Genomic DNA, 13,602 nt, shown 5'->3' with positions numbered 1-13,602 from the left:
GCTCAGCGGGCGTCGAGCATCCGGTCCGCCAGGCCGTAGTCGACGGCCGCGGCGGCCGTGAAGACGCGGTCGCGGTCGGTGTCGCGGCGCAGGGCCTCGACGGCCTGGCCGGTGTGGCGCGCCAGCACGCCCTCGATCTCTCCCCGCACCCGCACGAGCTCGTCGGCGTTCACGATGAGATCGGGGATCGCGCCGCGTCCCTGCCCCGAGGGCTGGTTCAGCACGACGCGCGCGTGGGGGAGCACGCCGCGCTTTCCCTCGGCGCCGGCGGCGAGCAGCACGGCGCCGACGCCGATCGCCTGCCCCACGCACGTCGTCGCGACGTCGGACGAGACGTACTGCATGGTGTCGTAGACGCCGAGCATCGCGGCAGGATCGCCGCCCTCGCAGTTGATGTAGAGCTGCACGTCGGTGTCGCGGCCGGTCGCCTCGAGATGCAGGAGCTGCGAGATCAGCGCGTTGGCGACGCCCGCGTCGATGGGCGTGCCGAGGTAGACGACGCGCTCCGACAGCAGGTGCGAGTAGACATCCATGATCCGCTCACCGCGGCCGTCGCGCGAGATGACGTTCGGAATCGCGTATGTGCTCATGCCGCCTGCTCCGGTCCGAGTCCGAGCCGCGAGCGCCGCTCGGGCATCACCTCGTGAAATCGCTCCACGATCCCGTCGATGAATCCATAGTCGAGCGCCTCGCGCGCCGTGAACCAGTTGTCGTGCAGCGAATCCTCGAAGATCCGGCCGATGGGCTGCCCGGTGTCGTCGCTCGTGAGCCCGAGCACGGTGTCGCGCAGCTCGCGCAGATCGTCGGCCTGCAGCTCGACGTCGGCCGCAGACCCACCGATCCCCGCGGATCCCTGGTGCAGCAGGACGCGTGCGTGCGGCAGGGCACGACGCTTGCCGGGCGCGCCCGCGGAGAGGAGGAACTGCCCGGCGCTGCAGGCGAGGCCGATCGCGAGCGTCGAGACGTCGCAGGGCACGAGCCGCATGACGTCGCGGATCGCGAGCATCGACGGCACGGATCCACCGGGCGAATGGATCCAGAGGGAGATGTCGCTCTGCGCATCCTCGGCGGCGAGCGCGAGCAGCTGGGTCGTCAGGAGCATTCCGTTGTCGTCATCGAGGACGCCGTCGAGCACGAGCACGCGGCGCAGGAAGAGTTCACGGCGGACCTCCGCCGTGAACTGGGGGACCTTCGCATCATCTGTCATGCCTTCAGCGTGCGCGCGCCGGGGCCTGCAGCCGAGCGAATCCGCCGCCAGCAGATCTGCTCGGAGCAGAGACCCCTCACAGCCCCACCCCGTCGCGGGTGAGTGAAACGGCACTCGGTCCGTAACACGGCGGCACGACGCGCGAAATGGACGGCGGTCATCCTGTGGGGACACCACCCGAGGAGCCGTCATGTCGTATGTGAAGCCCGCCGAGCTCGTCTCGAGCATGATCGATGCCGGCGAATCGAAGGTCCTGATGTCGACGCGCGACATGCTGATCCGGGCGTTCATGGGCGGCGCGATGCTCACGCTGGGCGCCGCGTTCGCCGTCACCGTGTCGACGCAGACCGGCAGCCCGCTCTTGGGCGCGATGCTGTTCCCTGTGGGCTTCGTGCTGCTGTACCTGCTCGGCTACGACCTGCTGACCGGCGTGTTCACGCTCACGCCGCTCGCGCTGTTCGACAAGCGGCCCGGCGTGACGGTCGGCGGCATCGGACGCAACTGGGGGCTCGTGTTCCTCGGCAACTTCGCGGGCGCGTTCCTGATCGCGCTGTGCATGGCGATCTGCTTCACGTACGGATTCATGACCGAGCCGAGCGCCGTCGGCGAAGCCATCGCGGAGATCGGCCACGGGCGCACCGTCGGCTATGCGGACCACGGCGCGGGCGGCATGCTCACGCTCTTCATCCGCGGGATGCTCTGCAACTGGATGGTGTCGACCGGTGTCGTCGCCGCGATGATGTCGACGTCCGTCCCCGGCAAGGTCATCGGCATGTGGCTGCCGATCATGCTCTTCTTCTACATGGGCTTCGAGCACTCGGTCGTCAACATGTTCCTCTTTCCGGCGGGCCTGCTGCTGGGCGCCGACTTCACCGTCGTCGACTACCTCGTCTGGAACGAGATCCCCACCGTCCTCGGCAACCTGGTCGGCGGCCTGACCTTCGTCGGGCTCATGATCTTCGCGACGCACGGTCGCACGGCTCCGAAGCGCGTCGTGATGACGCGTCCCGACGGCAGGACGTTCGCGGCGTCGCCCACGAAGGTCCCGGCGCACCTCGACGCGAAGGACTGACGTCCCCCTCGGCCGCGTGAGCGAGGATGGAGGGATGACGACGCACGAGTACAACATGCGCGGTCTCGTCCTCCGGGACCACACGGTGCGAGCGCCGCTCGACTGGGCGGATCCCCTCACCGACCGGCACATCGAGGTCTTCGCCCGCGAGGTGATCGGTCCGGCCGGCCCGGACGCGCCGATCCTCGTCTTCCTGCAGGGAGGCCCCGGCGGCAAGGGGCCGCGGCCGGAGCCACGCGGCGGATGGATCCACGAGGCCCTGAGCACGCACCGTGTGCTGCTTCTCGACCAGCGCGGCACAGGCCGCTCGACGCCCATCGAGCGGTCGACGATCGCGGGGATGACAGCCGGTGAGGCCGCCGACTTCCTGCGCTGCTTCCGCGCCGAGCAGATCATCGCCGATGCCGAGCACATCCGCCGCGAGATCTTCGGCGGCGTGCGCTGGCAGACGCTGGGACAGAGCTACGGCGGCTTCCTGACGCTGAGCTACCTGTCGTTCGCCCCCGATGCGCTTGAGGCGAGCTATGTGACGGGTGGCATCACGTCGATCGATCCGTCGCTCAACGACATCTATCGGAACACGCTGCCGCGCGTGCAGCGCAGGACCGCGGAGTTCTACCGCCGCTACCCGCACCACGTGGAGACGCTCCAGACGATCGTCGACGTCGTCGAGAACGACGAGGTGCTGCTGCCGAGCGGCGACCAGCTCACCGCGCGCCGCCTGCAGACGCTCGGCATCGACTTCGGCATGGGCCCCGGCATGGAGCGACTGCTGTGGCTGCTCGACGAGGCATTCCTGTCCTCGGGTCGGCTCAGCGACACATTCCTCGACGGCGTCGACCAGCGCACGCAGTACTGGGGCGGGCCGCTCTATGCCGTGCTGCAGGAGGAGATCTACGCTGACGGACCGGGCGCCACCCGCTGGGCCGCGCACCGCATGCGGCACGAGCTCGGGGGCTTCGATGCGGCCGTCGAGGTCGCCGCCGGACGGCCCATGCCGTTCACGGGCGAGATGTTCTTCCCCTGGCAGTTCGACGAGATCGCTTCGCTGCGACCGTTCCGCGACGCGACGATGGCCCTGCACGAGCGCACGGACCACCCTGAGCTGTACGACCGCGCGCAGCTGGCGCGCAACGAGGTCCCGGTCGCGGCCGCGATGTACCACGGCGACATGTTCGTGCCGATCGAGTTCGCCGAGGCCACGCGCGACGCGGTGCCGAACATGCACCTCTGGATCACGAACGAATACGAGCACGACGGGCTCCGCCAGGATCCGCGGGTCGTGCGCCGCCTCATGGAGCGTGTGATCGAGGAGGGCGGCCCGCGCCGCTGACCGACATGTCCACAGGTCCCCCGTCGAGTCCGCGATGCGCGAGCTCGACGGGGACCGGTGGAGGCCGGATTCAGCCCTGCGGGCCACCCATACCGCCTGCGAGGGCCTCGCCCGCCGTCGCCCTGACAGCCTCGGAGCCGTCGACCGTGACCGTGTAGGTCTCGCCGGCGACGACGTCCTCGCCCGAGTAGACGACGGCGCCGAAGGCCTTCTCAGCCTTGCCGGAGTACAGCACGGTGCCGTCGTCGGCGACGATCTCGATCGTCGCATCGGCGTCGCCCGAAGCGGTTGCCGCCACCCACGCCTGCGCGGAGTCTGCGGACGGCGTCTCGCTCATTCCGCCCGCGTCGAGCGCGAGCAGCGTGCCGCCCGACACCGTGATCTCGCCGTTCGCGTCGAGGGCGCCGTTTCCGCCGTTCGACGGCCCGTCGACGATGGTCGTGCCGCCCGTGATCTCGAGGGATCCGTTCGAGTCGAGCCCGTCGCCCTCGGCGTCGATCGTGATGTCGCCGCCGGCGATGAGCACCCATTCGCCGGTGTCCTGCATCCCTCCTCCTCCGGGCATGCCGCCGCCCTCTGGCATCTCGCCGTCCGCGGGTGTCTCGCCGCCGGGGAACCCGCCGTCGGGCATCTCACCCGAGGGCGGATCCGCCGGGGCGGCGGCGGAGGATCCGGCAGCCGTATCCGCTTCGGACGGCGTCTCGTCGGTATCCGTCGTCGCCGTGTCCGTCGCAGCGGAGTCGGCGGTCCCCGCCGATCCGTTGATCCCGTCGTCCGACGCGACGATGTCGATCGTGCCGCCGCCGATCGCGACGGTGCCCGCCTCGATGCCCTCCTCCGACGCGATCGCGAGCTCGCCGTCGGTGATCACGACGTCCGTGAACCCGTCGAGGCCATCGCTGCCGGCCGTGATGTCGAGGGATCCTCCCTCGATGAGCACCCATCCCTGCGTCTCGTCGTCGTCCTGGTCGGAGGTGAGGCCGTCGCCGCCGGCGTCGACCGTGATCGCCGCGCCGCGCACGGTGAGCGAGTCCTTGCCGCGCAGGCCGTCATCGGTCGCCGTGACGTCGATCGTGCCCGACAGCACGACGAGATCGTCCTTGCTGGTGATGGCGTCGTTCGCCTCGCCGTCGACGGTGAGCGCTCCGCCTCCCGAGAACGTGAGGTCGTTGTCGGCGAAGATCGCGGCGTTCGCCTCGGCGTCCTCGTCGTACGTCCCCGTCGAGGAGACGGCGTTGGTGGAATCGCTTTCGAGGAAGATCGCCACGTCGTCGGCCGACACCGACTGGATCGCCGGCACGCCGTCGGCGTCGATGGTCACGCCGTCGAGGATGAGCACGACCTGCGCCTCCTCGTCGGCGTCGATGACGACGGATCCGTCGTAGTCACCCGAGAGGCGATACACGCCGGCCTCGGTGATCGTGACGGATCCGTCATCGGCCCTGACGCCTGAGGCGTCCGTCGCGGCATCCTCACCGGACAGAGCGATGGCCTGCGCGTCGGCGGCCGACCATTCGTCGTCGTTCACGACGGTCTGGTCGGCGTTCGCCTCGACCACGGCGGCCACGCTCTCGGGCTTCGTCTCGGTGGAGGTCGCCGCCTCGGTGCTCGACGTGGACTCGGACGAGGCCGCTTCGGCGATCGCCGAGCAGCCCGTCAGCGCGGCGATGCCGAGCGAGAAGGTCAGGCCGAGGCCGGCGGCGACGTGGCCGAGGGAGCGGGAGCGGGGGCGGCGGGGAGGGGTCGTGGTCATCTGCGTGTTCCTGTTCTCGGGTGTCATGCGGCACGCGCGATGTGCGCGCCGTCGGCGAAGTGGGTGCGGAGCACGCGGCTCCACCTGTTGGAGGACAGACCGGGCCGCAGCGCGGCCAACCCCGTCGCGAACTTGCTGATGCGCGCGGGGCGGATCCCCGCCCGCCACAGCAGGCGGTCGACCGTCGACGGTCGCGACGACGACTTCGTCTCGACGATGACCAGGTCGGGGCGGGTCATGCGTCCGCCCCAGGCATCTGCCCACTCGAGCTCGGTGTCGACGGTCGAGCGCGTCCCCTCGGGCAGCAGGAGGGTCGTGCGCCGGTAGCCCGTGTGCAGTGTCGGCGCCAGGGCGTCGACCAGCGCGTCATCGAAGCCGAGGGCGGCGATTGCCTCGCCGGCATACGCGCGTCCCTCATCCGTCAGCGATTCGACGGCATCCGTCGGGTGCGCGATGCGTTCCTTCACCGTCGTGCCGCGGGCGCCCGCGGTCTTCATCTCGAGGAACGCTGCATCCGTGTCGACGTAATGGCGCGAGCGCAGCTTGAAGCGGCGGCGCCGGCCCCGTGCGGCCAGATGGTAGCTCGTGAGGTCGGGGGTGTCGAAGTACATGGATCCGTACCGAGATCCGCGCTCGCCGTCGATCTCGAGCACGCGGGTCGCGTCGTCGAGCTGCGCGATGACGGGAGCGAGGCGCGCGGCCGGCAGCAGGTACTTGCGGTCGACCCGGGTCAGGAGCTCGGCCTCGGTGACGAGGCCGTCGAGCGAGATCGGCGAGAACCGTCGGGTGAGGTCGTCGACGCGGACGGTCATGCCGCCACCTCTTCGCGGGGCGCGGTCGTGCGGACGGCGCGCCCGCGCAGGACGCGATAGCGCACGTCGACGAGCGTCGTGTCGTTGACGAAGTCGATGTGCTGCACCTGGAGCGAGCGCACCTCGCCGCCCACGCGGTCGCCGATCGTCGATCGCAGCTCGTCTTCGTCGACGATGGCCTCGTCGAGCTGCATCGTGCGGTGCCGGGTCGCGGCGAACAGGGCGGGGTGGTCCACGATCGCGAGCGCCGCGACGAGGAGGGCGATGAGGGCCGTTGACGCGACGTCGAAGGCCGGCGTGAGACCCGCGATGAGTCCGATTGCGAGCGCGGCGAAATAGTAGGCCACCTCGCGCTGCGAGATCTCGCTCGAGCGCAGGCGGATGATGGAGAGCACACCGAACAGCCCGAGGCCGAGGCCGACGGCGACGTCCGATGCGCCGAGGACGTAGGCGACGGCGAAGACGCCGATGTTCACCCCGAAGAACGCGACGACGAGGTCGCGGCGGCGATGGCGGTGGAAGTATACGGCGATCGTGAGGATCGTGATCGCGGCGAGGTCGATGAGGAGCATCGTGAGATCCGGCATGGGTGTTCACCTTTCGTTCACTTCGAGTGAAGCGAGCGCCGCTATGCGACTTCTATGGCGAGGTGAAGCGCCGGACCTGAGTTCTCGCGCGACGCGAAGAGGCCCGCCCCGGAAAACCGGGACGGGCCTCTTCGCGTCGTCTGCGCGTCAGTTGCTGCGCAGGATCGCGATCATGCGGAGGATCTCGATGTAGATGAACACGACGGTCGCCATGATGCCGTAGGCCGCCGTCCAGGCGAGCTTCGCGGGGGCGCCGTTGCGCACGCCGCGCTGCACGGCATCGAAGTCCATGACGAGCATGTATGCGCCCATGAGCACGACGACGACGCCGAGGATGAGTCCGATCGGGATGCCCATGATCGTCGCGGAGCGGAGGCCGAAGGCCATGCCCTCGGGCAGGACGCCGAACATCATGAGGCCGACGTTGAGGAGCGAGAAGACGGCGTAGCCGATCATCGCGATCATCACGATCTTCGTCATCTTGGCCGAGGCGCGGATCTTGCCGCTGGCGAAGAGCGCGAGGGTCGTGCCGATGACGGCGACCGACGCGATCGCCGCCTGGATCACGATTCCTTCCATCACGAACTCGAAGTACGCCGAGATCCCGCCGACGAAGAGCCCCTCGACGGCCGCGAAGGTGAGCGCGAGTCCGACGGGAAGCGCGCGCTTGAACATCGCGATGAGGCTGATGACGAGGGTGCCGACGGCGCCGATGATGGCGGGGAGGAGGGTGACCTGGGCGACCGACGCGACATTCGACGGCGACAGCGTGCCGCCGAGCGTGAAGAACCACGCGGCGACGCTGACGGCGAGCATGATCGCGAACATGATGACCGTCTTGACGATCGTGTCCTCGTAGGTCATGCGGCCGGTCTGCGGCGTGCCGGCGGAGGGCGCGGTGTACATGCCCTCCATCTCGGCCTGCTGGCCGACGCGCGGCGCCTGCGCCGCCTGGGGAGATGCCGTCGCCTGGCCCGGGGTGAGCGGCGTCGCATAGCCGCCCTGTCCGGGGGCGCGGTCCTGAGTGAAGTAGGGGTTGCTGAATCCGGCGCTGGCCATGGCTGTGGTCACACTCCTGGTTCCTGGTGTCCGCGCGTGTGCGCGATATGTCCACGATATCCGCGAAACGCTATGCCTGCGCTGAGATCCTGCGGATTTCACCTCACCGTTCTACGCTCGTCCGATGAGCTCGTCTCGGCCCCTCGTCATCGGCCACCGCGGCGCTCCCGGCTATCGGCCCGAGCACACGCGGTCGTCCTACGAGACCGCGATCTGGCAGGGCGCCGACGCCGTCGAGCCCGACGTCGTCAGTTCGCGCGACGGCGTGCTCGTCGTGCGCCACGAGAACGAGATCTCGGGCACGACGGACGTCGCCGACCGCCCCGAGTTCGCCGACCGCCGGACGACGAAGGCGTTCCTCGGCCACGAGATCGAGGGCTGGTTCACGGAGGACTTCACGTGGGCCGAGCTCCAGACGCTGCGGTGCCGGGAGCGGATCCCGGCGATCCGTCGGGCGAACACGGCCTACGACGATTCCGAGCGGATGCTCTCGCTGCGCGAGGTCCTCGGCATCGCGCGGCGCGGGAGAGCGGGCGTGGTGATCGAGATCAAGCATGCCGCCTACTTCGCCTCGATCGGCATCGACCTGGCGGCGCTCGTCGCCGAGGAGGTGCGGGACGCGGGCTGGCAGTCGGACGACCTCGCCCGGCAGCTCGTGATCGAGTCGTTCGAGCAGACCGCGCTGACGCGGGTGCGCGAGCGAGGAGTCCGTGCGACGTTCGTGTATCTCATCGAGCAGGTCGGATCTGCGGTCGATCTGCTCCTGGCATCCGCGGACGACGCCCCGACCTACCGCGCGCAGCTCCACGATCTCGGGGCGCTCGCGGGTGAGGTGGACGGGATCAGCGTGCACAAGTCGCTGCTGCTCGCGCCGAATGCACAGGGACGCGCGACCGGGCCGGCACCGTTTGCACGGACGGCGCGCGACCTGGGCCTGCTGCTGTTCACCTGGACGTGTCGGCCCGAGAACGGCTTCCTCGCCCCGCAGTTCCGGAAGGGGCGGAGGAAAGCCGTGCGCGGGGACTGGCGAGGCGAGTGGCAGATCCTTCGGCAGGCCGGCGTCGACGGCGTCTTCGCCGACCATCCCGACCTCGCCGTGGAGTTCTTCGGTCAGTCGTCCCAGAGGTCGGACACGGCCGCGCCCGGTCCCGGCTGATCGCGGCCCAGCAGGAACACGGACCGGAGGGTCGCCTCGGCGCCCTCGGCGTCGGCCCTCTCGATGAGGTCGGCGAGATGTGCGAACTCATCGCGCATCTCGGCCGGATCCTTGATGAGCGGAAACTGACCACGCAGGTTGCGCGTGAGGACGAGCCAGGCATCGTCGAGCATCGTCTGGAAGAGCGGGTTGCCGCTCTGCGCGGCGAGGGAGGCGCCGAGCCGGCGCCCGACGGCGTAGGCCCCGCGCGGATCCTGAGTGACGGCGACGGCGAGCTCGCGGACGAGGGCGGCGGTCAGCGCGCGCTGGTCGGCATCCAGCAGGGGCACCGCGAGGCGCAGGGCGATGCCGAACTGGTACCCGATGAACTCGAGCGACTGCGCCGGCATGTCTGGTGTCACGGGGGTGACGCGCGTGAAGCGGCTCGCGACCATCTCGATGAGGCCCTGGCGTTCGAGGCGCTGCAGGGCCTCGCGGACCGGCATGCGGGAGACGCCGAGCGTCTCGGCGAGCTCTGCGTCGCGGATCCGCTGACCCGGCGTGTACGTGCCGTCGACGATCGCGTCGCAGAGGCGCTCGTAGACGACGTCGGCCAGTCGCTTCGACGGCGTGGAGATGTCTTCGGCGGGAGTCGACATCTGGGCCCCTCTCGATTCTTCGACGTATGGATCTGCGCGCACGACGCGTGCGGATCGTGGGAAGTATGCCCCATGGTCCAGAGAATCGCGTGCAGTTCGGGCATCGGATGTCGTGGTGCGACGGCTGCGATTCCCGTCTGACCTCGGGATCGCGCGAATATCGACAGAGGCCGGCGGTGCGCGGAGATCCGCACGGAGGGCATCCCGGGCTGGCTTCCTCCTTTGTCAGGGGTACCTCTTAGGCTGGTCGGGCCATGCCTGATGCTCCTGACGCGCCCCTCATCCCTTCCGCCGCCGATCCTCTCCTCGACGGCCTCAACCCCCAGCAGCGCGAGGCGGTCGAGTACCGCGGCCCCGCACTGCTCATCGTCGCGGGTGCCGGGTCCGGCAAGACGCGCGTGCTCACGCATCGCATCGCCTCGCTCCTGCGATCTCGGGAAGCCTGGCCCAGTCAGATCCTCGCGATCACCTTCACGAACAAGGCCGCGGGCGAGATGCGCGAGCGCGTGGGCGAGCTCATCGGCGAGCAGGCGAAGGGCATGTGGATCTCGACGTTCCACTCGGCGTGCGTGCGCATCCTGCGGCGCGAGGCCGAGCAGTTCGGCTTCACGAAGGCCTTCACGATCTATGACTCCGGCGATGTGCGCGCGCTCATGAAGCGCCTCATCAAAGAGCACGAAGCCGACTCCTACGGACTGACGCCGGCGGCGACGCAGAGCCGCATCTCGAAGCTCAAGAACGAGCTGCACGACGCCGACTCCTACGCGCGTCAGGCCAACATGAGCGATCCGGCCGAGCGGATCTTCGTCGAGATATTCCAGGACTACGCGCGTCGCCTGCGGTCGGCGAACGCGTTCGACTTCGACGACCTGCTGGCGCAGACGGTCTTCCTGTTCCGCGCGTTCCCTCACGTCGCCGACGTCTACCGGCGCCGCTTCCGCCACATCCTCGTCGACGAGTACCAGGACACGAACCACGCGCAGTACCAGCTCATCCACGAGCTCACGCGGCCCGTGCAGGGCGAGACGATGGACGTCGGCGGCGGCATGGTCGCGCTGATGCCCGACAGCGCGGATGAGCCCGCGTCTCTCACGGTCGTCGGCGACTCCGACCAGTCGATCTACGCGTTCCGCGGCGCGGACATCCGCAACATCACGGAGTTCGAGCGCGACTTCGCCGGGGCGAGGGTCGTCATGCTCGAGCAGAACTATCGCTCGACGCAGAACATCCTCGACGCCGCGAACGCGGTGATCCGGAACAACTTCGACCGCAAGGACAAGAAGCTCTGGACGGATCAGGGGTCGGGCGCCGCCGTCACGGGCTTCACGGGCTACTCGCAGCACGACGAGGCGCAGTTCATCGCCGACGAGATCGAGGTGCTGCGCCGCGACGGCGTCGCGTACGGCGACATGGCGATCTTCTACCGCACGAACTCGCAGTCGCGTGCGCTGGAGGAGATCCTGATCCGCTCGGCTGTGCCGTACAAGATCATGGGCGGCACGAAGTTCTACGACCGCGCCGAGATCAAGGATGCGCTGGCGTACCTGGTCTCCGTGGCGAACCCGGCCGACGAGATGGCCGTGCGGCGCATCCTCAACCGACCGAAGCGCGGCGTCGGCGCCGTCACCGAGACGCACATCGCGCAGTTCGCGGCCGACAACGACATGACGTTCCGCGACGCCCTCGCGCACGCCGAGCAGATCGGCCTCGGTCCGAAGCAGCAGAAGGTGCTGGGTCACCTCGACGGCGTTCTGCGCGAGGCGAGCGAGATCCTCGCACCGGCCTCGGGCGAACAGGCGCCGCCCGTGGCCGTCACCGAGGCGCTGCAGGTGCTGCTGAACAAGTCGGGCTACCTCGACGCTCTGCGCCTGTCGAAGGATCCGCAGGACGAGGCGCGCGTCGAGAACCTCGACGAGCTGGTCGCGGTCACGCGCGAGTTCGCGCGCAACAACCCCGAGGGCACGATCGTCGACTTCCTCACCGAGGTGGCGCTCGTGGCCGACACCGACGACCTCGACGACGCGTCCGGCACGGTCTCGCTCATGACGCTGCACACGGCGAAGGGCCTCGAGTTCGACACCGTGTTCCTCACGGGTGTCGAGGAGGACCTCATCCCGCACCGCATCTCCGCGGGCGAACCGGGCGGCCCTCAGGAAGAGCGGCGCCTGTTCTACGTCGGCATCACGCGCGCTCGCCAGCGCCTCTATCTCTCGCTCGCCATGACGCGTGCGCAGTTCGGCGAGGTGTCGGTCGCGATGCCCAGTCGCTTCCTGCAGGAGATCCCCGCCGATCTCATCGAGTGGCGGCAGGCGCCGGGCGACGTCAACTCGCGTGGGGGCACGCAGTCGCGCGCGCTCAACGCGCGGCGTCCCCGTGAGAGCCGCTGGGGCGTCACGCCGCTCGAGTCGGGCGGCGGTCTGAAGCCGAAGTCGCTCGACAGCTTCGCCAACCGCGTCACGGGCAAGGTGCGCGACAACGGCGACCTCGAGCTCGCGGCGGGCGACCGCATCCTGCATGACGACTTCGGCGAGGGAACGGTCGATGCCGTCACGGGAATCGGGGCCAAGCGCATCGCGCACGTGCGCTTCGAGCAGGCGGGCGCGAAGAAGCTGCTCATCAAGGTTGCGCCGATCGCGAAACTCTGACGGAGGGATGTCAGCGCACCCGTAGGCTGGGCGCATGGGTCTGTTCTCTCGGAAGAAGAAGTCCGACCGTTCGAACGATGAGGCGGTCACGCCGCCGAGCGAGGAGTCGTCGGCGGCCGCAGAGACGCCCGCCGAAGCCGCACCGGAGCAGCCCGCGGAGGACTCGCCCGGTGTGAACATCTCGTTCTCGTCGTTCCAGGGCGTCGGCGCGACGTCGGGCCCCGAGATCGACGCCCCGACGAACGAAACGGCGAAGGCCCCCGACGCGACCGCGGGGCCGCACGCCTTCACGAAGCCCGCCGCGCCCGCCGGCGATCAGCCGCCGCAGCCGCGCGAGCTTCCTCTCGCACCCGCGGCTCCGCCGACCGAGCTCGAGACCGTCAAGGGGCTGCGCGACAACACGCTCGTGCGCGACGCCCTGCGCGCTCTCCCCGAGAAGCCCACACCGCAGCAGCTGCTCGGCGTCGCGCGACAGCTGCTGCAGGGCCACCTCTTCCTCCGCGTCACGGGCGACGTGCGCGAGCAGGTGCAGGCCGACGGCAAGGCGACGCTCTCGTTCGGCGTCGCGAAGAACGGCGACAAGAGCTACATGCTCGTCTTCAGCTCAGGCAAGGCGCTGCGCGACGCGGTCCAGAACGACGGCAACGCGCAGACCTCGGCCGTCGCGCAGCCCGTTCCGCAGATCCTGAAGCACATGGTCGACAACGGCTTCGACGGGATCATCGTCGACAACGCCTCAGCGCCCAACCGCATCGTGCTGCCGCGCGAGGTGCTCGAGCGGGCGATCGACCAGGCCGACGCGTCGCTGCGGCTCAAGACCCTCATGGCTCAGCCGCGCGACACCGACACGCAGAAGAAGGTCGCGGCGCTTCTCGCCGACCAGCCCCCGCTGTGGGTCGCTGTCGGCCCGTCGCCCAAGGACGAGCAGAAGATGGGCATCGCCGAGGCGCGCCTCGCCAACGGTACGCGCCTGCTGCAGGTGTACTCGCACCCGCTCGAAGTCGTCGCGCAGGGCCGCAGCGAGCGCGCCTTGCCATTCGGCGCCCCCAAGATCGCGAAGGTCCTCACCGATCACCCCGAGCTCGGCGGCGTGCTCATCGACCCCGCCGGCCCCCTCATCACGCTGACGCGCGACGAGCTGGATCCGGTACTGGCGCTGGCCGACGAGGCCGAGAGCCAGACCGAGGAAGCGGGCGACTGACGTCCGACTAGCTGTGATGTCCGGGCAGGTTGTTGAGTCTGCTGAAGGGCGGGCCACCGATCGCGGAGTGGTGCCGGTGATGATTGTAGAAGTGCAACCAGCCCGGCAGCGCGTCGCGCCGCTCACCTTCTGACGAGTA

At 69.4% G+C, this 13,602-nt stretch carries 12 protein-coding genes and 1 pseudogene; 5 read left to right on the top strand and 8 right to left on the bottom strand.

Annotated elements, in window-relative coordinates; all coding sequences use genetic code 11:
* Positions 1-2: 2 nt before the first annotated feature.
* A complete protein-coding gene (locus KOL93_RS13985; RefSeq protein ID WP_221586019.1) occupies positions 3-590 on the bottom strand; it encodes a ClpP family protease in 588 nt (195 codons plus the stop codon).
* Positions 587-1,207, bottom strand: a complete 621-nt coding sequence (locus tag KOL93_RS13980; RefSeq protein WP_221586018.1) for a ClpP family protease — start codon at positions 1,205-1,207, stop codon at positions 587-589. Before KOL93_RS13980 ends, KOL93_RS13985 begins: the two co-directional genes overlap by 4 nt.
* 190 nt (positions 1,208-1,397) lie before the next feature.
* On the opposite strand from KOL93_RS13980, the gene KOL93_RS13975 reads away from it, so the two are divergent.
* A complete protein-coding gene (locus tag KOL93_RS13975) occupies positions 1,398-2,279 on the top strand; it encodes a formate/nitrite transporter family protein (RefSeq protein ID WP_221586017.1) in 882 nt (293 codons plus the stop codon).
* A 34-nt stretch (positions 2,280-2,313) separates the two neighbouring features.
* Entirely contained in the window at positions 2,314-3,612 is a 1,299-nt protein-coding gene (locus KOL93_RS13970) for an alpha/beta fold hydrolase (RefSeq protein ID WP_221586016.1), read from the top strand.
* A gap of 70 nt (positions 3,613-3,682) precedes the next feature.
* Here the strand turns inward: KOL93_RS13970 and KOL93_RS13965 are convergent, their stop codons facing one another.
* From KOL93_RS13965 to KOL93_RS13950, 4 genes are all read right to left on the bottom strand, one after another.
* Positions 3,683-5,365, bottom strand: coding sequence for a carbohydrate-binding domain-containing protein (locus KOL93_RS13965; RefSeq protein ID WP_221586015.1), 1,683 nt, complete (start codon positions 5,363-5,365; stop codon positions 3,683-3,685).
* A gap of 23 nt (positions 5,366-5,388) precedes the next feature.
* Positions 5,389-6,177, bottom strand: coding sequence for a polyphosphate polymerase domain-containing protein (locus KOL93_RS13960; protein WP_221586014.1), 789 nt, complete (start codon positions 6,175-6,177; stop codon positions 5,389-5,391).
* Entirely contained in the window at positions 6,174-6,764 is a 591-nt protein-coding gene (locus KOL93_RS13955) for a DUF4956 domain-containing protein (RefSeq protein WP_221586013.1), read from the bottom strand. The genes KOL93_RS13960 and KOL93_RS13955 overlap by 4 nt, the downstream gene beginning before the upstream one ends.
* 147 nt (positions 6,765-6,911) lie before the next feature.
* The gene (locus KOL93_RS13950; RefSeq protein ID WP_221586245.1) at positions 6,912-7,823 is read right to left on the bottom strand and encodes a Bax inhibitor-1/YccA family protein; all 912 of its coding nucleotides are present in this window, start codon (positions 7,821-7,823) and stop codon (positions 6,912-6,914) included.
* Between the two features lie 124 nt (positions 7,824-7,947).
* Between KOL93_RS13950 and KOL93_RS13945 the strand changes: the two genes are divergently transcribed.
* Positions 7,948-8,979 (top strand): glycerophosphodiester phosphodiesterase family protein, encoded by a 1,032-nt coding sequence (locus KOL93_RS13945; RefSeq protein ID WP_221586012.1) that lies wholly within the window; start codon positions 7,948-7,950, stop codon positions 8,977-8,979.
* On the opposite strand, the gene KOL93_RS13940 is transcribed toward KOL93_RS13945, so the two are convergent.
* On the bottom strand, positions 8,934-9,617 hold the full coding sequence (locus KOL93_RS13940) for a GntR family transcriptional regulator (protein ID WP_221586011.1): 684 nt from the start codon (positions 9,615-9,617) through the stop codon (positions 8,934-8,936). The genes KOL93_RS13945 and KOL93_RS13940 overlap by 46 nt on opposite strands.
* Positions 9,618-9,871: 254 nt before the next feature.
* Between KOL93_RS13940 and KOL93_RS13935 the strand changes: the two genes are divergently transcribed.
* Positions 9,872-12,262 carry an ATP-dependent helicase gene (locus KOL93_RS13935; protein WP_221586010.1) on the top strand — a complete coding sequence of 797 codons (2,391 nt, stop codon included), beginning with the start codon at positions 9,872-9,874 and terminating at the stop codon, positions 12,260-12,262.
* 34 nt (positions 12,263-12,296) lie between these two features.
* Positions 12,297-13,463 (top strand): SseB family protein, encoded by a 1,167-nt coding sequence (locus KOL93_RS13930; RefSeq protein WP_221586009.1) that lies wholly within the window; start codon positions 12,297-12,299, stop codon positions 13,461-13,463.
* A 7-nt stretch (positions 13,464-13,470) separates the two neighbouring features.
* On the opposite strand, the pseudogene KOL93_RS13925 reads toward KOL93_RS13930, so the two are convergent.
* Positions 13,471-13,602 (bottom strand): annotated as a pseudogene (locus KOL93_RS13925) (IS481 family transposase); the annotation flags it as partial.

Source organism: Microbacterium salitolerans (assembly GCF_019720895.1).
Lineage (GTDB): Bacteria > Actinomycetota > Actinomycetes > Actinomycetales > Microbacteriaceae > Microbacterium.
Note: the sequence above shows the minus strand (reverse complement) of the source record. Positions and strands in the feature narration are given on the sequence as shown.

Bases quoted from the DNA above. Each gene is read 5' to 3' on its own strand.
- KOL93_RS13985 (WP_221586019.1), bottom strand. From the start codon at position 590: ATGAGCACATACGCGATTCCGAACGTCATCTCGCGCGACGGCCGCGGT.
- KOL93_RS13980 (WP_221586018.1), bottom strand. From the start codon at position 1,207: ATGACAGATGATGCGAAGGTCCCCCAGTTCACGGCGGAGGTCCGCCGT.
- KOL93_RS13975 (WP_221586017.1), top strand. From the start codon at position 1,398: ATGTCGTATGTGAAGCCCGCCGAGCTCGTCTCGAGCATGATCGATGCC.
- KOL93_RS13970 (WP_221586016.1), top strand. From the start codon at position 2,314: ATGACGACGCACGAGTACAACATGCGCGGTCTCGTCCTCCGGGACCAC.
- KOL93_RS13965 (WP_221586015.1), bottom strand. From the start codon at position 5,365: ATGACCACGACCCCTCCCCGCCGCCCCCGCTCCCGCTCCCTCGGCCAC.
- KOL93_RS13960 (WP_221586014.1), bottom strand. From the start codon at position 6,177: ATGACCGTCCGCGTCGACGACCTCACCCGACGGTTCTCGCCGATCTCG.
- KOL93_RS13955 (WP_221586013.1), bottom strand. From the start codon at position 6,764: ATGCCGGATCTCACGATGCTCCTCATCGACCTCGCCGCGATCACGATC.
- KOL93_RS13950 (WP_221586245.1), bottom strand. From the start codon at position 7,823: ATGGCCAGCGCCGGATTCAGCAACCCCTACTTCACTCAGGACCGCGCC.
- KOL93_RS13945 (WP_221586012.1), top strand. From the start codon at position 7,948: ATGAGCTCGTCTCGGCCCCTCGTCATCGGCCACCGCGGCGCTCCCGGC.
- KOL93_RS13940 (WP_221586011.1), bottom strand. From the start codon at position 9,617: ATGTCGACTCCCGCCGAAGACATCTCCACGCCGTCGAAGCGACTGGCC.
- KOL93_RS13935 (WP_221586010.1), top strand. From the start codon at position 9,872: ATGCCTGATGCTCCTGACGCGCCCCTCATCCCTTCCGCCGCCGATCCT.
- KOL93_RS13930 (WP_221586009.1), top strand. From the start codon at position 12,297: ATGGGTCTGTTCTCTCGGAAGAAGAAGTCCGACCGTTCGAACGATGAG.